The 20,493-nt window shown below is 66.1% G+C and carries 21 protein-coding genes and 1 tRNA gene; 3 read left to right on the top strand and 19 right to left on the bottom strand.

Features of this window, described 5'->3' with window-relative positions; all coding sequences use genetic code 11:
* Positions 1 to 17 precede the first annotated feature (17 nt).
* The 17 genes from ACZYW1_RS18335 to argS form a co-directional block, all read right to left on the bottom strand.
* The gene (locus ACZYW1_RS18335) at positions 18 to 1,358 is read right to left on the bottom strand and encodes a F0F1 ATP synthase subunit B/delta (protein ID WP_463787599.1); all 1,341 of its coding nucleotides are present in this window, start codon (positions 1,356 to 1,358) and stop codon (positions 18 to 20) included.
* A gap of 7 nt (positions 1,359 to 1,365) precedes the next feature.
* Positions 1,366 to 1,887, bottom strand: coding sequence for a F0F1 ATP synthase subunit B (locus ACZYW1_RS18330; RefSeq protein WP_463787598.1), 522 nt, complete (start codon positions 1,885 to 1,887; stop codon positions 1,366 to 1,368).
* A gap of 9 nt (positions 1,888 to 1,896) precedes the next feature.
* A complete protein-coding gene (locus tag ACZYW1_RS18325; RefSeq protein ID WP_293003802.1) occupies positions 1,897 to 2,142 on the bottom strand; it encodes a F0F1 ATP synthase subunit C in 246 nt (81 codons plus the stop codon).
* Between the two features lie 76 nt (positions 2,143 to 2,218).
* Complete coding sequence (atpB, locus tag ACZYW1_RS18320) at positions 2,219 to 2,974, bottom strand: F0F1 ATP synthase subunit A (RefSeq protein WP_463787597.1); 756 nt, start codon at positions 2,972 to 2,974, stop codon at positions 2,219 to 2,221.
* Positions 2,967 to 3,416: an ATP synthase subunit I gene (locus ACZYW1_RS18315; protein WP_463787595.1), complete on the bottom strand. Its 450-nt coding sequence runs from the start codon at positions 3,414 to 3,416 to the stop codon at positions 2,967 to 2,969. Before ACZYW1_RS18315 ends, atpB begins: the two co-directional genes overlap by 8 nt.
* 224 nt (positions 3,417 to 3,640) lie before the next feature.
* Positions 3,641 to 4,831 (bottom strand): glycosyltransferase family 4 protein, encoded by a 1,191-nt coding sequence (locus ACZYW1_RS18310; RefSeq protein WP_463787594.1) that lies wholly within the window; start codon positions 4,829 to 4,831, stop codon positions 3,641 to 3,643.
* 51 nt (positions 4,832 to 4,882) lie between these two features.
* Positions 4,883 to 5,536 carry an L-threonylcarbamoyladenylate synthase gene (locus ACZYW1_RS18305; protein WP_463787593.1) on the bottom strand — a complete coding sequence of 218 codons (654 nt, stop codon included), beginning with the start codon at positions 5,534 to 5,536 and terminating at the stop codon, positions 4,883 to 4,885.
* Positions 5,529 to 6,383 carry a peptide chain release factor N(5)-glutamine methyltransferase gene (prmC, locus tag ACZYW1_RS18300; protein WP_463787591.1) on the bottom strand — a complete coding sequence of 285 codons (855 nt, stop codon included), beginning with the start codon at positions 6,381 to 6,383 and terminating at the stop codon, positions 5,529 to 5,531. Before prmC ends, ACZYW1_RS18305 begins: the two co-directional genes overlap by 8 nt.
* Positions 6,380 to 7,453 (bottom strand): peptide chain release factor 1, encoded by a 1,074-nt coding sequence (gene prfA / locus ACZYW1_RS18295; RefSeq protein WP_463787590.1) that lies wholly within the window; start codon positions 7,451 to 7,453, stop codon positions 6,380 to 6,382. The genes prmC and prfA overlap by 4 nt, the downstream gene beginning before the upstream one ends.
* Before the next feature lie 84 nt (positions 7,454 to 7,537).
* Positions 7,538 to 7,780 (bottom strand): 50S ribosomal protein L31, encoded by a 243-nt coding sequence (rpmE, locus tag ACZYW1_RS18290; protein ID WP_463787589.1) that lies wholly within the window; start codon positions 7,778 to 7,780, stop codon positions 7,538 to 7,540.
* 144 nt (positions 7,781 to 7,924) lie between these two features.
* The gene (fadD1, locus tag ACZYW1_RS18285) at positions 7,925 to 9,532 is read right to left on the bottom strand and encodes a fatty-acid--CoA ligase FadD1 (protein WP_463787588.1); all 1,608 of its coding nucleotides are present in this window, start codon (positions 9,530 to 9,532) and stop codon (positions 7,925 to 7,927) included.
* 109 nt (positions 9,533 to 9,641) lie between these two features.
* Positions 9,642 to 11,507 (bottom strand): transcription termination factor Rho, encoded by a 1,866-nt coding sequence (gene rho, locus ACZYW1_RS18280; protein ID WP_463787587.1) that lies wholly within the window; start codon positions 11,505 to 11,507, stop codon positions 9,642 to 9,644.
* Between the two features lie 275 nt (positions 11,508 to 11,782).
* Positions 11,783 to 12,718, bottom strand: coding sequence for a homoserine kinase (gene thrB / locus ACZYW1_RS18275; RefSeq protein WP_463787586.1), 936 nt, complete (start codon positions 12,716 to 12,718; stop codon positions 11,783 to 11,785).
* Positions 12,718 to 13,800 carry a threonine synthase gene (thrC, locus tag ACZYW1_RS18270; protein ID WP_463787585.1) on the bottom strand — a complete coding sequence of 361 codons (1,083 nt, stop codon included), beginning with the start codon at positions 13,798 to 13,800 and terminating at the stop codon, positions 12,718 to 12,720. The genes thrB and thrC overlap by 1 nt, the downstream gene beginning before the upstream one ends.
* Positions 13,797 to 15,122, bottom strand: coding sequence for a homoserine dehydrogenase (locus ACZYW1_RS18265; protein ID WP_463787584.1), 1,326 nt, complete (start codon positions 15,120 to 15,122; stop codon positions 13,797 to 13,799). The genes thrC and ACZYW1_RS18265 overlap by 4 nt, the downstream gene beginning before the upstream one ends.
* Before the next feature lie 3 nt (positions 15,123 to 15,125).
* Positions 15,126 to 16,490 (bottom strand): diaminopimelate decarboxylase, encoded by a 1,365-nt coding sequence (gene lysA, locus ACZYW1_RS18260; protein ID WP_463787893.1) that lies wholly within the window; start codon positions 16,488 to 16,490, stop codon positions 15,126 to 15,128.
* 50 nt (positions 16,491 to 16,540) lie between these two features.
* On the bottom strand, positions 16,541 to 18,193 hold the full coding sequence (gene argS / locus ACZYW1_RS18255; RefSeq protein ID WP_463787583.1) for an arginine--tRNA ligase: 1,653 nt from the start codon (positions 18,191 to 18,193) through the stop codon (positions 16,541 to 16,543).
* A 113-nt stretch (positions 18,194 to 18,306) separates the two neighbouring features.
* On the opposite strand from argS, the gene ACZYW1_RS18250 reads away from it, so the two are divergent.
* Positions 18,307 to 18,382: transfer RNA gene (locus ACZYW1_RS18250), tRNA-Arg, on the top strand.
* 240 nt (positions 18,383 to 18,622) lie between these two features.
* The gene (locus ACZYW1_RS18245; RefSeq protein ID WP_463787892.1) at positions 18,623 to 18,790 is read left to right on the top strand and encodes an excalibur calcium-binding domain-containing protein; all 168 of its coding nucleotides are present in this window, start codon (positions 18,623 to 18,625) and stop codon (positions 18,788 to 18,790) included.
* 28 nt (positions 18,791 to 18,818) lie between these two features.
* On the opposite strand, the gene ACZYW1_RS18240 is transcribed toward ACZYW1_RS18245, so the two are convergent.
* Positions 18,819 to 19,001: a hypothetical protein gene (locus tag ACZYW1_RS18240; protein WP_463787582.1), complete on the bottom strand. Its 183-nt coding sequence runs from the start codon at positions 18,999 to 19,001 to the stop codon at positions 18,819 to 18,821.
* A 240-nt stretch (positions 19,002 to 19,241) separates the two neighbouring features.
* Positions 19,242 to 19,562, bottom strand: a complete 321-nt coding sequence (locus ACZYW1_RS18235; RefSeq protein WP_463787581.1) for a hypothetical protein — start codon at positions 19,560 to 19,562, stop codon at positions 19,242 to 19,244.
* Between the two features lie 58 nt (positions 19,563 to 19,620).
* Here ACZYW1_RS18235 and ACZYW1_RS18230 point away from each other — a divergent pair, with 58 nt between their 5' ends.
* Positions 19,621 to 20,463 carry an FkbM family methyltransferase gene (locus ACZYW1_RS18230; RefSeq protein ID WP_463787580.1) on the top strand — a complete coding sequence of 281 codons (843 nt, stop codon included), beginning with the start codon at positions 19,621 to 19,623 and terminating at the stop codon, positions 20,461 to 20,463.
* Positions 20,464 to 20,493 lie beyond the last annotated feature (30 nt).

Below are 20,493 nucleotides of genomic sequence, written 5' to 3'. Positions count from 1 at the left end.
TTGTCGATGTGTAAGGGTCAGTCGGGCAACTGGGTTTGGGCCGCGGCCAGACGCGACGACAGCGTGCCGTCGATGATCTCGTCGCCGACCGAGATTGCGAGCCCGCCGAGAAGCTCCGGGTCGATGGAAACCTGCGCTGTGACCGGATGGCCGTAGATCCGGCTCAGCACCTCGGTGAGACGGGAGTACTGCTCGTCGCTGAGTTCGGCCGCGGCGTTCACCTGCGCGACGATTTCGCCGCGTCGCGCCACCGCTACTTCGGCCAGGTTCTGCACGGCGACTTCGGCCGGCTGTCCGCGGAGTAGCTCGACCGTCTTGGAAAGCAGATCGGTCGTGATCTCGTTGACACCGGAACCGGAGCCGCCGAGGACGTTGCGCAGCAACTGAACTCGCGTATCCGCGGCGACCTCGTAGTTGCCCAGCAGGATCGCGAGTCGCGGCTCGGCGTCGAGGACGCGGGTGAACCGGAACAACTGGTCCTCCACCTCGTCGACCTGCTCCGCTTTCTCGGCACGGATCAACGAGGCCTGCCGTGACGCCAGTTCGATGGCGTCGACGAAATCGCCTTCGGCTGACCAACGTTCGGCGACAGCCGCCTTGAGGACCTCGAGGGCGGGGTCGCCGACCTTGCCCGAGACGAGTTGCTCGACGAGCCGGACGCGCGGTGCGGCGTCCTCGGCCGGCTGCGTCAGGTAACGGGTGACCACGCTCTCGCGAATCAGCAGCGCGGCAACCGACGTCAAATCATCGGCGAGGGTGGACAATCCCTTGTCGTCGAGACCGTCGGCGATTCCGTCGAACTTCTCCAACAGACCCGTCAGCGCCAGCCGGCTGGCCGAACGCATCTTGTTGGCCACCGGGTATTGGACGTCGGCGGTGGAGGTCGCCATCTCGTCGAGATCAGTCAGGAAACGGTCGACGGTGGCCGACTGCTGACCCGGTTCGGCGACGTAGCCACGCACCAGTTCGGTTGCCCGCCGGACGGATTCAGCACCGATGTCCTGGCGAAGTTGACGGATCACCTGTGAACGCATCAACTCGGCCTGCTTGACGCCCTGCTGCTTGATTCGCTCGGCGTCGCTGTCGGCCTGGGCGCGGAGCTGCTCACCGATGCGCTCGGCGTCCGCCTGCGCTTCCTCGGTCAGACGCTGCGCCTCGGCGTTGGCATCTTCCTTCGCCTTGGTGTGGGCGCGGCTGGCCTCCGCCAGTCGATCGGCGGCGGCCGAGGAGTCGGCCAGCTGCTGACGCACACTGTTCTGCTGGTCCGCCATCAGCTTGCGCACCGGCGGCACCACGAATCGCCAGATCACCGCGACGATGACGGCGAACCCGACGAGTTGCCCTATAAATGTCGACATTTCGCGCTTACCGCTCCGAATCTGTCGCGGAGGCCGCTGAGACTGAGGTGGTGATCTCGACGCCGAGGATGCGGCTCGCCAGCGTGGTGGAAATGCTCTCCACTCGCGCCCGGAGATCCGCAGCCACGGCATCACCCTCCCGCTTGAGTTGCTCGGAAGCGTCTTGCAGCGTCGAGGACACCTGCTCCTCGGCACGTCCGCGCTTTTCGTCGATGACCTTGCGGCCCTCTGTCCGAGCCTCGTCGCGAGCCGCCGATGCCGAGACCCGAGCGGCGCCCAGCGCCTTTTCGTAGTCTTCCTCGGCAGCGGCGAACTGCTCGGCCGATTTCTTGTTGTCAGCTGCCGTCTTGGTGACCATGTTGTCGCGCTCTTTGAGCACCTTCGAGATCGGCGGAACCACGAAGGCGCCGATCACTCCGAGCACGATCAAGAAGATGACCAGCTCGACGACGAAGGTGCCGTTGGGCACGAGGAAGTTTCCCTCGGCCTGGCTGCCCGCAGCCAGGACTACAACATTCATGTCACCCATATCGACGGATTACTTGACCGGGGTGGCGAAAACGAACAGCGCCATGAAGGCCAGGTTGATGAAGTACGCGGCTTCGACCAGACCCACCGTGATGAAGAACGGTGTGAACAGGCGGCCCTGTGCCTCGGGCTGGCGGGCGATGCCGGCGATCAGCGCGTTACCGGCGACACCGTCACCGATACCGGCGCCGATCGCGCCACCTGCCATGATCAACCCGCCGCCAATGAGGGCGCCGGCAGCGATTGTGGGGTTCATTGCTTATCCTCCTTGATATTTGGTAGCGGTCTACCAAGTTCGTCGTGATGTTGGAGCCAGAGATCGTGGTGCGGCGTTACTCGTGTTCCCCCTCCAGCTCCATCGCTTGACTGAAGTACAAGATCGTCAGCAGCGCGAAGATGAAGGCCTGAATAGCGCCGACGAACATATCGAAGGTCTTCCAGACCGCGTTCGGCGCCCACATGATGTACGGCGGGAACAGCGCGATCAGCCCGACCAGGATGCCACCGGCGAAGATGTTGCCGAAAAGTCGGAGCGACAACGAGATCGGCTTCGCGAGCTCTTCCACCACGTTGATCGGCGCGAGGACCGCGACGTGACCCTTCAGCACGGCCAGCGGGTGTCCGATGATGCCCCGGCGCCAGACGCCGGCCGCGTGGTAGCAGACGAACACGAACAGAGCCAGCGCCAGCACGTAGTTGATGTCCGCTGCCGCCGACGTGAGCAGCTCGGTGGCCTTGCCCTCGTGATCGGTGTACTGCAGCGGCAGTACCGACAGCCAGTTGGAGATCAAGATGTAGATGAAGAGCGTGACGGCGAGCGGCAAGACGAACGGCGCGATGCGCATGCCGATCGCGCTCTCGATCTGGTTGCGCATCTGGACCGTGATCGCTTCGAAGAACAGCTGCACGCCGCCCGGAACGCCGGTCGAGGTGACCTTGGCCCGCAGGAAGAACGCCAGACCGATGACGATGACGGCCGCGATGGCGGACGACGTGATGGTGTCGACGTTGACGGTGAAACCGAACCACTCGGCGGTCTTGTGGTGACCGACCTCGATCGCGCCCTCGGCCAGAAACGCCTCAGTCATCGCTGTTTCCCGTCCCTTCAAACGCCATGTCCGTGCCCTCGCGCAGCTTCTTCACAACCGGCAACGCCGTCGTCAGCACCAGCAGCACCTGGAAGAGCGCGAGCCCGAAGACCACACCCAACCCGGCCGGCCGGAACACGAAAGCAATAGCCAATCCGACCGTGGTTATAAACAGCAATCGGGTGGCGGAATTCAACGCCATCTTCTTCTTCAAGGGATGCGCGTTCGCGGTGATCGATTCCACCGACCGCTGCACGCCGAGAGCGTTGAGCAAACCCAGCATGAGGCCTACGCCGAAGAAGACACCGACCTTCGGAGCGCCGAGTGAGGCGGCGATGGCAAGCGCGGCGGCAGTCAACACCAGCGAGATGACGAACAGTCGAATTGGCCGAAACGCAACGGAGGGGAACACCAACGGCGCGTCTTGCGCTGGTGTAGTCACTGCAGCACCTCAGTCCTCGTTCGGGGGGAGTTGCCTTGTTGCTCGTTGCGTGGCCCGTTGAGCGTATCGGAGCGCATTTGCTGCACTCGCATCACCCAAGGGACAGCTCCCCTTTGTCGGTCGTTAGTCGGCAGGATCGGAGCTGACTCCGACTGCCGGTGGCCGGCAACCCGCGAGGTCAATTCGGGTTCTACCAGCACCGTACCACATCGGCGAGGACTCTACTACTCATCGTCGTAGACGTCGGAGGCGCGTCGGAAAAGCGGGATAATCGTCGCGAAAACGGCAATCGCCATCGCCCCCAACATGACTGCGGCGGTGTCGCGCGGATTGAAGAAAATGGTGCTTGCGGTGCCGAACGCGACGATGCCGACCCACAGATAAATGATCAGCACGACGCGCCGGTGTGAATGACCGATCTGCAGCAGGCGGTGATGCAGATGCATTTTGTCGGGAGTGAATGCGCTTCGGCCGGCCCGGGTCCGGCGCACGATCGCCAGCAGCAAGTCGAGCATCGGCACGAACATGACCGCCACGACCAACAAGAACGGTGACAGCAGAGCAAACACATCGCGGGCACCGTAGGCGGTCTGCGAGATGGGTCCGGCGGCCGTCGTCGACGCCGCGGCAAGCATGAGACCGATCAGCATCGAACCCGAATCGCCCATGAAGATCTTCGCCGGATGGAAGTTGTGCGGCAGGAAACCCAGACAGGCTCCGGCCAGCACCACCGAGATGACCGCCGGCGGGTAGAACAGCACATCGCCGCCGTGATCGCGCAGCAGTCCGACGGAGAACATGCAGATGGCCAGCGCCGTGATGATTCCCAGCCCGGCGGCCAATCCGTCGAGACCGTCCACGAAGTTCATCGCATTCACGATCGAGACGGTCAGCGCGAGCGTCAGCAGGATCGACGACACCTGATCCAGCACGATCGTCCCGACTCCGCCCAGCGGAATGTAGAGAACGCTCCACGCGACACCCATGGTGACCAGCACGCTGGCCGCGGTGATCTGGCCGGCGAACTTGGTCAGCGCGTCCAGGCCCCAGCGGTCGTCGATCAGGCCGATGCCCATGATCAGCCCGCCTGCCAGCACCACCGCGGGCATACCCGTGGAGTAGACGAAACCACGGGTGAGCGCGGGCAGCTGCGATGCCAGGAAGACCGCGGCGCCCACACCGATGTACATCGCCAGCCCGCCCATCCTCGGCGTCGGCTGTACGTGCACATCACGCTCGCGGGGGTAAGCCACTGCGCCGAGCCGGGTCGCGAGCTTGCGGACGGGCCCGGTCGCGAAGTAGGTGACGATCGCCGCGGTCAGGCCGACGAGGGCGAGCTCACGCAACGGGACCCCGGCGCCGCGATCCGCCAGAGCGAGCAGACCGCCGGCCGGGTTGTCGGCACCGCTGAGCATCCGAAAAACCGTACTGCACTGCCCTGAGATCGAACTGAGCTGCCCGATCGGTCAGCCGGTCAGGCTTTCGGCGTCCAGGCCGAGGACTTCGGCGATCCGATCGGCGCTGACCGGGCCGGATCGCAGGATCCGCGGCTCGGGGCCGGTCAAGTCGAGAATGGTCGAGGCGGATTGCTGGGCCGCGGGTCCGCCGTCGAGGTAGACGTCGACGAGGTCGCCCAACTGCTGGCGCGCGTCGTTGACGTCCACCGCCGGCGGGCGCCCCGAGATGTTCGCGCTGGAGACCGCCATCGGCCCGACCTCCCGCAGTAATTCGATGGCGACCGGGTGCAGCGGCATCCGCAGCATCACCGTGCCGCGCGCGTCGCCGAGATCCCATTGCACCGATGGCGCTTGGCGGACCACCAGGCTCAGCGCGCCGGGCCAGAACGCCCGAACCAAGTTGCGCATCGAGGTGGACACCGACATGGCCAGGCCGTCGATGGTGTGCCATGACCCGACCAGAACCGGCACCGGCATGTCACGGCCACGACCTTTGGCGGCCAGCAGCGCGGCCACCGCCGTGCCGTTGAACGCATCGGCTCCGACGCCGTAGACGGTGTCGGTCGGGAGCACCACCAGACCGCCGTTCTTCACTGCGGCTGCCGCCGATGTGATTGCGCGCGAACGCTGTTCAGGATCGGTGCAGTCGAACGTGTCAGTCATTGCCTCCCCCGATCCGGCGGGCGGTGACGAATCGCGGTCGGCCGGTGAGATCGACGCGTGGTGTGATGTCCTCGAAAGAGGCTGTCTTGGAAAGGGATTCGACCGTCGACCCCGACGTGGTGTCGTCGTGCTCGACGGCGAACAGTCCACCGGGGCGCAGCAGCCGCCCGGCCAGCCCGACGAGGGCGGCGATCACCACCATCCCGTCCTGGCCGCCGAACACGGCGTGGGCGGGATCGTGCTCGAGCACCTCGGGTTCGAGGTCTGCGCCCTCCGGAACATAAGGCGGGTTGGACACCAGCAGATCGACCTGTCCGTCGAACTGGCTCAGCACGCCGGGCGCAGTGACGTCCGCGTGCAGCAGCTCCACCGTGGTGCCGGCGGCATTCGTGCGGGCGTAGCCGAGGGCGTCTTCGGAGTCGTCGACCCCGACCACGCGAGCCGAGGGCCGGTGCCGCGCCAGCCCGAGCGCCAGCGCGCCTGAACCGGTGCACAGGTCGACGATTGTTGCCGACTCCGGAAGCTGCTGCGCGGTCGCCCATTCCAGCATCGCTTCGGTCTCCGGGCGCGGAATGAACACACCGGGCCCGACGGTCAGTGTCAACGGTCCGAACGCGGCTGTACCGGTCAGGTGTTGCAGCGGAACTCGGCGTGACCGGGCGGCCACCGAGTGCCGGTAGTGCTCGAAGAAGGCCTCATCGGGTGCGGTGAGCATCGCCAGACGTCCGCGCTCGGTGCCGGCCAGGTGCGCGGCCAACTCCTCGGCATCGAAGCGTGCCGAATCGATGCCGGCTTCCGCGAGCAGCGTTGTCGCCGAATCGATCGCGCAACGCAGGCGGGTTTTCATGCCTGCTGCAGCCGGGCTTGCTTGTCGGCGGCGGCCAGCGCGTCGAACAGTGCGTCGACGTCACCGTCGAGCAGCTGGTCGAGGTTGTGTGCCTTGTAACCGATTCGGTGATCCGTGACCCGGTTCTCCGGGAAGTTGTAGGTGCGGATCCGTTCGCTGCGGTCGACCGTGCGGATCTGACTGGCCCGGTCGGCCGACGCGTCGGCTTGGGCCTGCTCCTCGGCCAGCGCCTGCAGCCGGGCCGCGAGCACCTGCAACGCCCGAGCCTTGTTCTGCAGCTGTGACCGCTCGTTTTGGCAGGTGACCACGATTCCGGTGGGCAGGTGGGTAATTCGCACCGCGGAGTCGGTGGTGTTGACACCCTGTCCGCCCTTACCGGACGACCGGTAGACGTCGATCCGCAGATCCGATTCGTCGATCTGCACCTCGCCCACTTCTTCGGGCTCGGGGTACACCAGCACACCGGCCGCCGAAGTATGCACGCGGCCTTGGGATTCGGTGACCGGAACGCGCTGCACGCGGTGCACGCCGCCCTCGAACTTCAACCGCGACCACACGCCGTCCGCCGAATCGCCTTTGCTCCCGATCGTCAGCGTGGCGTCCTTGTAGCCGCCCAGGTCGGAGTAGGTCTCGTCCAGCACCGTCACGGTCCAGCCGTGCCGCTCCGCGTAACGGATGTACATCCTGGCCAGGTCCGCGGCGAACAGCGCCGATTCTTCGCCGCCCTCACCGGATTTGACCTCGAGCACCACATCGTCGGCATCGTGCGGATCGCGCGGGGCCAGCATGTCGGAGAGCTTGGTCTCCAGATCGTCGACCCGCGCTACGAGTTCGGTGACCTCGTCGGCGAAAGAGGCATCGTCGACGGCGAGTTCGCGCGCGGTCTCCAAGTCGCCGCGTGCCGAGGTGAGCTGACGGTGAGTCGCCACGATCGGGGCCAGCTGTGCGAACCGGCGGCCCACCTTGCGCGCGTTCGCCGCGTCGCTGTGCAGCTCAGGGTCGGACAGTTGGCGCTCGAGGTCGGCATGCTCGGCCACCAGCGTGTCAATCGCCTGCGGGGCCTTCGCCATGCTCACCTCCTCGGAAGAACTCTCCTACACATGAATCGACGCCCGTCCTGCGCGATGATCGCGGCAGTCCGGGCGTCGATCGTGCTACTTGTCGGCCGAAGCTTCCTGCTCGGCGCCGGCCTTGCGCTTGCCGTAGCGGCGCTCGAAGCGGGCAACGCGGCCACCGCTGTCCAGGATCTTCTGCTTGCCGGTGTAGAAGGGGTGGCACTGCGAGCAGACCTCGACCACGATGTGGCCGCTCGCTTTGGTGCTGCGGGTCTGGAACGTGTTTCCGCAACCGCAGACCACAGTGGTCTCGCCGTAGGCGGGGTGGATGTCAGCTTTCATGGTGTCCTCTTCACTAGTCGGTCGCCGGGTCGCCAGATCGTGCTGAAGATCGGACGTGAACCGGAACCTGAACGTCGGCTGTTGATTATGCCAGCTCAGCCGCTATGCCCCTAAACGCGCGCCCGCGCTCGTGCATTCCCGGGGCTAGGAGGAGCTGACCTGGACTTTCGCAGAACGATCGGCGACGGTGTAGCTGGTGTCGCGGCCGGCCCGGGTCCACAGCAGGCCGCCGGGCGGCGTACTGCCGTGCGCGCTGAGCTGGCGTTTGAGGATCTTGTTGGTGGCGGTCGTCGGCAACTTCTCGGTGATCCAGACGTGCCTCGGCCAGGCTTTCGGCGAGAGATCCGGCTGGCCGGCCAGGAACTCGCTGAACGCGGACGGCGACAGTTCGGCGCCGTCGACCAGTACCAGCGCGGCCATCACGTGGTCGCCCACCTGCGGGTCGGGCACCGCGTAGACGGCGACCTGGCTGACTGCGGGCAGCCGCTGAAGGATGCGCTCGATGGGCGCGGTGGTCATGTTCTCGCCGTCGACGCGCAGCCAGTCGCCGCTGCGCCCGGCGAAGTAGATCCAGCCGTCGGCGTCGCGGTAAGCAAGGTCGCCGGACCAGAACATGCCGTTGCGCAACCGCGCGTCGGTGGCGTCCTGGTCCTTGTAGTAGCCCGCGAACAATCCCGCGCCGGTGGTGTTGACCAGTTCGCCGATCGCAGCGTCGGGGTTGACCAGAGTGCCGTCGTCGTCGAATTCCGCGACCGCGCATTCGGCGAGTGTGTCGGGGTTGTAGACACCGACGCCCGGAAAGCCCTGTCCCAGCGAACCGGGCGGGCAGCCGTCTTCGCGAGTGATGATGATCGCGCCTTCGGTCGAGCCGAAGCCGTCCCACACTTTGCAGTCGAAACGCCGGCTGAATTCCGCGATGTCGCGGTCGCTCGCCTCGTTGCCGAAGGCCACCCGCAGCGGGTTGTCCGCGTCGTTGGGTTGTTCGGGGGTGGCCAGCACGTAGGCCAGCGGCTTGCCGACGTAGTTCATGTAGGTGGCGCCGTACCGGCGGAGGTCGGCCAGCAGCCGCGACGCCGAGAAGGTGGCCGGCACCATCGCCGCCCCCGACCCGACCGCCACGCTCCACCCGGCCAGCAGCGCGTTGGAGTGGAACAGCGGCATGGAAAGGTAACAGACGCCGGAGGATTCGACGTCGAAGCGGCCAATCAGGTTGGCGCCGGCGAAGATAACGGTCAGATGAGTGACCTGAACGGCTTTGGGTTCGCCGCTGGTGCCTGAGGTGAAGATCATCATCAGCGTGTCGGTCGGAACGACCTCTTTGTGCGGCACCAGCGGTCCGGCCGACGCGAGCTGGTGCGACCACTCGTCGCTGCTGACGTCGATCACCCGAACGCCGGGCAGATCCAGGCCGTCGAGCAGCGCGCGGTGGGCGGGATGGGTGAGCAGAATCTGACAGTCGGCCCGGATGATGTCTTTGGCCAGCGCCGCGCCGCGACGGGTGTCGTTGATGCCGCACAGCACGTAGCCGCCGAGCGCGGCGGCCGCCATCGCGGTGAGCATGTCGGGCGTGTTGCCCAGAAGCGCGCCGACGTGCAGTGGGCGCTCGGGGTCGGCGATGCCGATCAGGGTGGCGGCAGACGCCGACGCGTCGGCGAGGTGCTCACGCCAGGTCCAGACCCGGTCTTCGTGTTTGACCGCCGGCGTGGAGTCGCCACTGCGCGTGCGCAACAGTTGTTGAACAGTGTCCGCCACGATTCACCGCTTTCCCCGTCGGTTTCCGACAAGGCGCAGGTTACCGTCGCATCAACGGTAGAAACGCAAGACGGCCATGTCGGCCGCCCGCGGCGGTGTGCTAACCGATTTAGTCGTTGTCCATGCCGGGTGTCGTCTTGGACACCTGAACCAGGAACTCGTAGTTGTTCTTGGTCTTCCGCAGCTGCGACATCAGCAGATCGATGGCCTGGTGAGAGTCCAGACCGGACAGCACGCGACGCAGCTTGTGGACCACCGAGAACTCGTCCGGCGAGAGCAGCAGCTCGTCCTTGCGGGTACCCGACGGGTTGACGTCGACGGCGGGGAACACCCGGCGTTCGGAGATCTTGCGGTCGAGCTTGAGCTCGGCGTTACCCGTGCCCTTGAACTCCTCGAAAATGACTGTGTCACCGGTGGATCCGGTCTCGACCATCGCGGTGGCGATGATCGTCAACGACCCGCCTTGCTCGATGTTGCGGGCCGCGCCGAGGAAACGCTTCGGCGGGTAGAGCGCGGTCGAGTCGACACCACCGGACAGGATGCGGCCCGAGGCCGGCGACGCGTTGTTGTACGCGCGGCCCAGTCGGGTGATCGAGTCCAGTAGCACCACAACGTCTTTGCCCTGTTCGACAAGTCGCTTGGCCCGCTCGATCGCGAGCTCGGCAACCGCGGTGTGATCCGTCGGCGGCCGGTCGAAGGTCGAGGCGATGACCTCGCCCTTGACCGAACGCGTCATGTCGGTGACCTCCTCGGGCCGCTCGTCGACGAGCACGACCATGAGGTGACATTCCGGGTTGTTCTTGGTGATCGCGTTGGCGATGTCCTGCAGGATCGTGGTCTTACCGGCCTTGGGCGGCGACACGATCAGCGCGCGCTGTCCCTTACCGATCGGCATGATCAGGTCGATGATGCGGGTGGTCAGCCGGTCGCCGGTGGTCTCCAGGCGCAGGCGCTGGTTGGGGTACAACGGCGTCAGCTTCGTGAAATCGGGCCGGTTCTTGGCATTTTCGACCGGGCCGCCGTTGACGGTGTCCAGTCGCACCAGCGGGTTGAACTTCTGCCGCTGGTTGGGCTGTTCGCCGTCTTTGGGCACCCGCACCGCGCCGGTCACCGCGTCGCCGCGGCGTAACCCGTTCTTGCGCACCATGTTCATCGAGACGTAGACGTCGTGCGGGCCGGCCAGGTAGCCGGAGGTGCGGACGAAGGCGTAGTTGTCCAGGACATCAAGGATGCCGGCCACCGGCTGGACGACGTCGTCGTCACGCAGTTCGGTGTCGTTACCGCCCCCGCCACCACCGTCGGGACGATCGCCGCGGCGGCGACGCTCGCGGAATCGGCGTCCGCGGCGACCGCCACGTCCGTCTCCGTCGTCGTCCTGCTGGTTCTGGTTCTGGTTGCCACGGTTCTGCTGGCCACCGGAATTCTGCTGGTCGCCGCCTGAGTCGCGGTCCTCGGACTTGTTGTCCTGCTGGTCGCGGGCGGGCTTGTTATTGCCGTTCTGCTGCTTGTTGTTGTTCTGTTGCTTGTCGTCGTTCTGTTGCTTGTTGTCGTTCTGCTGCTTGTTGTCGTTCTGCTGGGCCCGCTTGTGCTGGTCCGCATCCGGGTGGTCGAACGGCCTGTCACGAGCGTCGTCGTGCTTGGCGCTGTTCTCCGCGGCGGGTTCGACGGGCGCCTGGGTGGTCTTGAGGTCGTGGTTGTCCGACCCGCCGCCGTTGGTCGCTGCGCCGTTGGACTGGCCGCTCTGACGGGATTCGCGGATCGCAGCGATCAGTTCGCTCTTGCGCATTCCCGAGGTGCCCTTGACGCCGGACCGGCTGGCCAGGGCGCGCAGTTCGGGAAGCACCATGGTGGCCAGCGAGCCGTCGGACACCTTTGCAGGGGCGGCGCTCTCGCTGGAAACTTCTGGAGTCACGGGGTCCGACAGCTTGTCATTTTCGGTGCTGTCGCCAGCCGTAACGAGGTCCGTATCGGTCACGGATTTCCTTTCTCTCCCTCACTGATCGAATCAAGCGAGGGGTTCGTTGCGCTCAGCAAATTCGCCGAGTGCTGCCAAAGGTCGACTCTGAAACGGTGATTGCCAAGATTGGCGATGTGTATGGCTAACCATCGTCCACGAGAAGAATTTGGTATTCGTCCTAGTGTTCGCGCAATGTCTGCGCATGATGCAGCTGACTGCGATTGCTGGACGGATCCGAGGATAACGTGCTTCGATGCCGGAAGCAAGAAGCCTCTTCGCCGCGTCTGGCGACGCTAGCTGGGGACAGCCACTCCGGAACTCCAACGGACCCCGTCGCCGACCGCCATCTCGGTGACCGCGAAACCGTTTGCAGCGGCGTATTCGAGCACCTCGGCGGGTAGTTGGGGTGCCGTCGTCAGCGCTATCACCGCAGGACCGGCGCCGGACAGCACAGCTGCCACGCCACAACGGCGCAGGAGCTGCAGGTATTCCCCTGACGCCGGCATGGCGGGCGCGCGGTGTGGCTGGTGCAGTACGTCCTCGGTGGCGGCCATCAGTAGGTCCGGGCGCTCGGTCAGCGCCACCACCAGCAACGCGGCGCGGCTCACGTTGAAACGGGCGTCCTCGTGACTGACCTCGGTCGGAAGCAGCACCCGCGCCTCCACGGTCGACGAACGGTGCGTCGGGATCGCGGGGAAGAGCCGGATGTCGGGGTGCAGGCGCACCTGTGCGGCGGAGTATGCCGGCGCTCCGGCGCCGTTGTCGGTCCACGACACGACGGCGCCACCCAGGACCGCGGCGGCCGCGTTGTCGGGATGTCCCTCGAATTCCGACGACAGCTGGATCAGCTGGCTCTGACTCAACGGCGTCAACCCCGCTTGCGCGAGAAGGCCGTTGACCGCGGCCAGGCCACCGACCACGGCGGCAGCCGACGAGCCGAGGCCGCGCGAGTGAGGAATTGCGTTGCGGCAACGGACTTTCAAGCCGGCGGCACTGACTCCGGCGGCCTGTAATCCGTGCTGGACGGCGCGCACGACCAGATGGCCCTCGTCGAGCATGAGCTCGCCGGCACCCTCCCCCTCGACCTCGATGACCAACTCGGAATCGGTTGTCTCGACCGTGATCTCGTCGTAGCGGCTCAGCGCCAGCCCGAGGCTGTCGAAGCCAGGACCGAGATTGGCGCTGGAGGCCGGAACTACCGAACTGCCCAGCAGCCCGGAAGCCAGCACTACGCCAGCCCCAGTTTGGCGACGACGGCGACCGGGTCGACCGGGACGGGCTCCACTGTCGGCATGTCGCGCAGCGCGGTGTCGGGGTCCTTGAGACCGTTGCCGGTCACCGTGCACACCACGGTCGAGCCCGGCTTGACCCAGCCGTCGGCGACCGACTTGAGCAGGCCGGCGACGCTGGCCGCCGACGCCGGCTCCACGAAGACGCCTTCGGTGGCTGCGATCAGGTGGTAGGCGGCCAGGATTTCCTCGTCGGTGGCGGCCAGGAAGCGCCCGTTGGACTGCTCCTGAGCCGCGACGGCCGGCCCCCAGGACGCGGGCGACCCGATCCGGATCGCGGTGGCGATGGTCTCCGGGTTTTTCACCGGTTCACCGGAGACCAGCGGCGCCGCGCCGGCGGCCTGGGTGCCGAGCATGCGCGGCAGCGAGTCGATGACCCCGTCGGCGTGATACTCGGTGTAGCCCTTCCAGTACGCGGTGATGTTGCCCGCGTTGCCCACCGGCAGCGCGTGAACGTCGGGCGCGCGGCCCAGCACGTCGACGATTTCGAACGCCGCGGTCTTCTGGCCCTCGATGCGGACTGGGTTGACTGAGTTGACCAGTGCGATCGTCGGGAAGTCGGCCACGATCTTGCGGGCCACCTCGAGGCAGTCGTCGAAGTTGCCGTCGACCTGGATGATCTTGGCGCCGTGCATGACGGCCTGTGCAAGCTTGCCCATCGCGATCTTGCCCTGCGGGATCAGCACCGCGCAGGTGATGCCGGCGCGGGCGGCGTAGGCCGCGGCCGAGGCGGACGTGTTGCCGGTCGATGCGCACAGCACCGCCTGCTGGCCGCGGGCCACCGCATCGGTGACGGCCATCGTCATGCCCCGGTCCTTGAACGAGCCGGTGGGGTTGAGGCCTTCGACCTTCAGGTGCACGGTGCAGCCGATCTCGGCCGAGAGTCGCGTCGCAGCGATCAGCGGAGTGCCGCCCTCGAGCAGCGTGACCGGCACCCAGTTGTCGCCGACCGGCAAGCGGTCCCGGTAGGCCTCGATCAATCCCGGCCACTGGTGATGAACGGCGGTCTTGGACGGGGTCATGTGTTGGTTCCTTCCAGCCGCAGGACGCTGGCCACACCCTGCACCACGTCGAGTTCGGCCAGCGCATCGACGGTTTCGGACAGCGCGGCGTCGGTCGCGGTATGGGTGACCACCACGACGCGGGCCCCGATCCGCTGACCACCCTCGCCGACGACGCCTTCCTGACGGACTTCGGCGATGCTGACTTCCCGCTTGGCGAATTCCGCTGCGACGGTTGCCAATACACCGGGTTTGTCGGCGACGTCCATGCTGACGTAGTAACGGGTCTGGATCACCCCCATCGGGGCGACCGACAACTGGGCATACTTCGATTCCTTGGGCGCCCGGCTGCCCAGCACCCGGTTGCGGGCCGCCATCACCAGGTCGCCGGCGACTGCCGACGCGGTCGGCTTACCGCCGGCACCCTGTCCGTAGAACATCAGCCGGCCGGCGGCTTCGGCCTCGACGACCACGGCATTGAATGCACCGTTGACGGTGGCCAGCGGGTGCTTCAGCGGCACCAGCGCGGGATACACCCGGGCCGAAACCCGCTGCTGCCCATCGTCGTCGGTGATCCGTTCACAGATCGACAACAGCTTGATCGTGCACCCGAGCGCCCGCGCGGAGGCGAAGTCCTCCGGGCTGATCTTGGTGATTCCCTCGCGGTAGACGTCGTCGGCGGTCACCCGGGTGTGGAAAGCGATCGACGCCAGGATCGCGGCTTTCGCCGCGGCGTCGAAACCCTCCACGTCGGCGGTCGGGTCCGCTTCCGCGTAGCCCAGCGCGCCCGCGTCGGCCAAAGCCTTCTCGTAACCGGCACCGGTGCTGTCCATTTCGGACAGGATGTAGTTGGTGGTTCCGTTGACGATGCCGGCCACCCGCTGCACCGTGTCGCCGGCCAGGGACTGGGTCAACGGACGGATCACCGGAATGGCGCCGGCCACCGCAGCTTCGAAATACAGGTCCACCCGGGCCTTTTCGGCCGCCTGCGCCAGCTCGCCGGTGGCCACCGAGAGCAGCGCCTTGTTAGCCGTCACCACAGACTTGCCGTGCTCCAGAGCCGACAGGATCGCCTTGCGGGACGGCTCGACCGGCCCCATCACCTCGACGACGATGTCGACGTCGTCGCGGGAGACCAGCGCGTCGATGTCGTCGGTCAGCAGATCGGCCGGCACACCACGATCGTCGGCCACCCGGCGTACCCCGATGCCGCGCAGCACCAGCGGTGCACCGACGCGGGCGGCGAGGTCGTCGGCGCTCTCCTCGATGATGCGGACGACCTCACTGCCCACATTGCCCAGCCCCAATACCGCTACACCGACCGGCTTTTCCGCGTCACTCACGGCTCACCTCACTTCCAGACTCAGCAGATCGTCGACCGTCTCCCGGCGCAGGATCAGACGGGACGCTCCGTCGCGCACGGCCACCACGGCGGGGCGGCCGATCAAGTTGTATCGACTCGACAGCGAATAGCAGTAGGCACCGGTTGCCGCGACCGCGACCAGGTCGCCGGGCTCGATGTCGTCCGGCACCCAAGCATCACGCACCACGATATCGCCGCTCTCGCAATGCTTTCCGACGACACGGCCGAGTATCGGTCCAGCATCCGAGGTGCGTGACACCAGCCGCACGTCGTAGTCCGCGTCGTAGAGCGAGGTACGGATGTTGTCGCTCATGCCGCCGTCGATGCTGACGTAGCGGCGATTCGCCGTGGCGCTGACGCCGACATCCTTGACGGTGCCGACCTCGTAGAGCGTGATGGTTCCGGGGCCGGCGATCGCGCGGCCGGGTTCGACGACCAACCGGGGCGCCGGCAGGCCCACCGCCGCGGACTCGTGACGGACGATGTCGCTGAGTTTGTCGGCGAGTTCGCTCACCGGTGGTGGGTCGTCGTTGGGTAAGTACGAGATGCCAAGGCCCCCACCGAGGTCGACGCTGGAGATCTGCGCTGTCTTGTCGACGCCGAACTCGGCGACCACGTCGCGCAGCAGCCCGATCACCCGGTGGGCAGCGATCTCGAAACCGCCGACGTCGAAGATCTGCGAGCCGATGTGGCTGTGCAGGCCCACCAGTCGGAGGTGGTCGGCGGCGAACACCCGACGGATCGCGGCCATCGCGGCGCCGTTGGCCAGCGACAGCCCGAACTTCTGGTCTTCGTGCGCGGTGGAGATGAATTCGTGGGTATGCGCTTCCACCCCGACCGTGACGCGGACCAGCACGTCCTGCACCACACCCGCGTCACCGGCGATGGCATCCAGGCGCTCGATCTCGATCATCGAGTCGACAACGACCTTCTTGATCCCGGTCTTGACGGCGGTGGTGAGTTCGGCGACCGATTTGTTGTTGCCGTGCAGTGCGATTCGCTCGGGCGGAAAGTCGGCGTGCAGCGCAACTGCCATCTCGCCGCCGGTGCAGACGTCCAGCGACAAACCCTCCTCGTCGATCCAGCGGGCGATCTCACTGGACAGGAAGGCTTTTCCGGCATAGTGCACGTTGGCGCCGCCACCGAAGGCGGCCGCGATCTCGCGGCAGCGTGACCGGAAATCGTTCTCGTCGATCACGAACAACGGGGTGCCGTAGTCCTGGGCCAACGACTGCAGGGAGACACCGGCGATGCTGACGACGCCGTCCTCACCGCGAACGGCGTTACGCGGCCATACATTCGGCGCCAGGCGCAGAAGCTCTTCGGCGGATTCCGGTCGCGGCGGCACACCTGAGTGGTGGAACTCCTCGGCGTGACGGGGGCCGGCTGGGTGCGCGTTCACATCCGCTCCGGAGCGGTGACACCGAGGATGGCGAGGCCGTTGGCGATGACCTGACGGGTCGCTTGGCACAGCGCCAGCCGCGCAATGTGCAGTTCGTTCGGTTCTTCGTCGCCCTGCGGCAGTACCCGGCACGCGTCGTAGAACCGGTGATAGTCGCCCGCCAGGTCTTCGAGGTAGCGGCAGACCCGGTGCGGTTCGCGCAGTGCGGCAGCAGTTTTCAGCACCCGGGGGAATTCACCGAGGTTGCGGATCAGCGCACCCTCTTTGTCGTGGGTAAGCACGTCGAGGTGGGCGGTATCGGGGATCAGACCGAGTTCGGCGGCGTTGCGGGCCAGCGCGGAGAGCCGCGCGTGCGCGTATTGCACGTAGTAGACCGGGTTTTCGCTGGACGCCGACGACCACAGCGCCAGGTCGATGTCGATCGGGGTGTCCACCGAGGAGCGGATCAGGCTGTAGCGGGCGGCGTCGACGCCGATCGCCTCGACCAGGTCGTCCAGGGTGATCACGGTGCCGGCCCGCTTGCTCATCTTCATCGGCTGCCCGTCGCGGACCAGGTTGACCATCTGACCGATCAGCACTTCGACAGTGCCGGGGTTGTCACCGAATGCTTCGGCGGCCGCCTTCAACCGGGAGATGTAGCCGTGATGGTCGGCGCCGAGCATATAGATGCACAGGTCGAATCCGCGGCTGCGCTTGTCCAGGTAGTAGGCGAGATCGCCGGCGATGTAGGCGTGATTGCCGTCGCTCTTGATCACCACGCGATCTTTGTCATCACCGAAGGCGCTGGTGCGCAACCAGGTTGCGCCGTCCTTCTCGTAGATGTTGCCGTTTTCGCGCAACCGCTCGATCGCCTGGTCTACGCGGCCGCTGGTGTGCATCGAGTCTTCGTGGGTGTAGACGTCGAAGTCGGTGCCGAAGTCGTGCAGTGACTTCTTGATGTGGGCGAACATCAGGTCGACACCGATGCGCCGGAACGTCTCGTGCTGCTCGGCGTCGGGCTGGCCCAACACGTCGGGCACCTGCTGCAGGATCTGCGCGGCGATGTCGGCGATGTAGTTGCCCGCGTAACCGTCTTCGGGTGTGGGCTCGCCCTTGGCCGCGGCGATCAGCGAGTTGGCGAACCGGTCGATCTGAGTGCCGTGGTCGTTGAAGTAGTACTCGCGGACCACGTCGGCGCCCTGGGTGGTGAGCAGCCGGCCCAGCGCGTCACCGACGGCGGCCCAGCGGGTACCGCCGATGTGGATCGGGCCGGTCGGGTTGGCCGAGACGAACTCGAGGTTGATCTTGTGGCCGGCCTCGGCGTCGCCGTGGCCGTAGCGGTGGCCGGCGTCGATCACGTTGTTGACGATCAAGCCCTGCGCCGAGGCGTCCAGCCGCAGGTTGATGAAGCCCGGCCCGGCAACCTCCGCCGACGAGATCCCGTCGGCCTGCGACAGCGCGTCGGCGAGCCATCCGGCCAGTTCGCGGGGGTTGGCGCCGACTTTCTTGGCGACCTGCAGCGCCAAGTTGCTGGCGTAATCGCCGTGTTCTGGGTTGCGTGGTCGCTCGACGGCGATCACCGCGGGCAGCGCGGTGATGTCGAGCGCATGCTGGGTCAGCACCGCGGTGGCGGTGACCTTCAGCAGCTCGGCCAGATCGGCGGGATTCACGCAGGCCATCCTATGGTCTGAGGTCCGCTGGCTTCGAATCCATTCCGATGCTCGGCCGGACGCTGTGATGCGTTAGTCTGTCGTGGCCCGTTGGCGCAGCAGTTTTCGCGTGCGCCCCCGTAGCTCAGGGGATAGAGCGTCTGCCTCCGGAGCAGAAGGCCGCAGGTTCGAATCCTGCCGGGGGCACCAGAGTTCTAGCAGGTCAATCGCTTTTCCGGCCACCTCGCCGATTCACAGGCTTCGAATGCGTGCCTGGCCGCATGACCGCAGAGCAGATCAGTCGCGCTAATGGTCCGCCACGCAAAGGGTTCGTTTCGCCGATTCGGCCGCCAATCGCGCCTCGGGCGGATACATTCGGCCCGCAACTCGGGCTCGACATCTGGGGGACATTCCGTGATTCGTACGTTGCTGGTCGCTGCCACTGCGGCCTTGGGCATTGTCGGAGCGGCTGCGGTCGCGCCCGCCGCATACGCCGGCGGACCGTATGACAACTGCAAGCAAGCGCACGCCGACGGCCGCTACAACATTCCCAAAGGCGACCCGGACTACCGCAGCAAGCTCGACCGTGACGGTGACGGCGTCGCCTGCGAAGGCTGAATCGCCCGGCCTCGTCCGGCCGTTGGTGTCAGGCCGCCAGTGTGACGGGCGCCTGCGTGACCGTCACGCTGCGGAAGTGCTCGATGCCGTGCTCGTCGGTCAGATCCTCGATGATCTCAGCGAGTTTGGTCCTCACGTCCGACGGTGACGAGTACTGCGTGATCGCCCGCTGCCCGTCGTCGAACTCGATGGTGACCAGGTAGTTGCTCATGGTGGGCCTCCTGATGCTGGTCGGTTGGCTCAACGCTAACCCGTCACCATCAGCGCCGCCCGTTGAGCAGCTGTGAACCCGCTGTGCGTCTCGCCCGGCGCTTGGTGGCATTCCAGCCGCGATGTGCAGCGGGGGCAGTGCTCGGACGTAGCGAAACCTGATGCGGGAGAACGCTTTCGCCGCGCCACCCAATGCTCACACCGTCGGGACCGAGCCGCCGTCCACGGTGATGTCTGCCCGCTACTGGCAGCTTCCGGGAGGTGCCGGCACCGGGCCCTGGTTCGCTGGGGCGAACAGCCCGGTGGGTGCCGGCTTGACGCACTGCACGACGACCAGGGCGGCCGTTCCCGGGGCGCCCCGGTTGATCGCGCGCCAGTAGGAGCCGTCGTCGTAGGGCACACCGTCGCAGGACGGCTCTGCGGGCGACATCATGTCCTGCGTTCCGCCCCCCGGGCAGTAGTGGGCCCCTAGGTCGGGTTTGTGCGGGTCAGGATTGGCATGCCCGATCGGCGCGGTCAGTAGCGCGGCAGCGATCAGCGCTCCGGTCATTACGTGCTTCATTCTCTGCATTCTATTTCGCCCTCTCGCCGTCGCGCGACACCCGTGCAATTATCCGCACATGACCTCCGCGCTTCTCCTTCGCGACTTGGTGCGCTGTTCCCGGCCCACCAGCATCATCGACATCGGCGCCAACCCCATCGACGGAGATCCGCCGTACAAGGAAATGCTCGGTTACGGCTTGTGCACGGTGACAGGATTCGAGCCGCAGCAGGGTGCGCTTGCAGTGCTCGAGCAGCGCAAAGGGCCGCTGGAGAAATATCGACCGGAAGTCGTCGCCGACGGCCGCGAGCATCGACTGACGATCACCAAGTCGTCGGGCATGACCAGTCTGCTCACCCCCGACCACAATCAGCTCCAGTTGTTCACGCCGTTCCTGGACCTTGCAGCGGTCGTCGAGCGCCACGACGTACAGACGCATCGTCTCGACGACCTCGACATCGACGACTTCGACCTACTCAAGATCGACGCTCAGGGTTCGGAACTGATGGTGTTTCAGAACGGTCGGCAGCGGCTCGCCGGCGCCGTGGCGATACACACCGAGGTGTCTTTTGTCCCGCTCTACCAGGGGCAGCCAACATTCGGCGACGTGGACAACGAGCTGCGATCACAAGGTTTCATGCCGCACTCGATCCCCGACATCAAGCGGTGGGCGATCGCGCCGACGGTGTTCGACGACAACGTCTACACGCCGGGCAATCAGGTGCTGGAGGCCGACATCGTCTATGTCCGCGACCTCGCCCACCCGGAACGGATGACCAGCGAGCAACTCTCACACCTGGCGATGATCGCGTTCCACATCTACGGCTCTGTCGACCTCACGGTCTACTGCATCCTCCAACTCCAGCAGCGTGGACGGGTGGCCGACGACGCCGTCGAGCAGTTGATGCAACTCTTCGCCTGATCGGCGTCATACGACGTCCGGGCACGGCAG

The sequence above is a fragment of the Mycobacterium sp. IDUB_36 genome (assembly GCF_055419225.1).
This window is presented reverse-complemented; position numbering and strand designations above follow the sequence as displayed.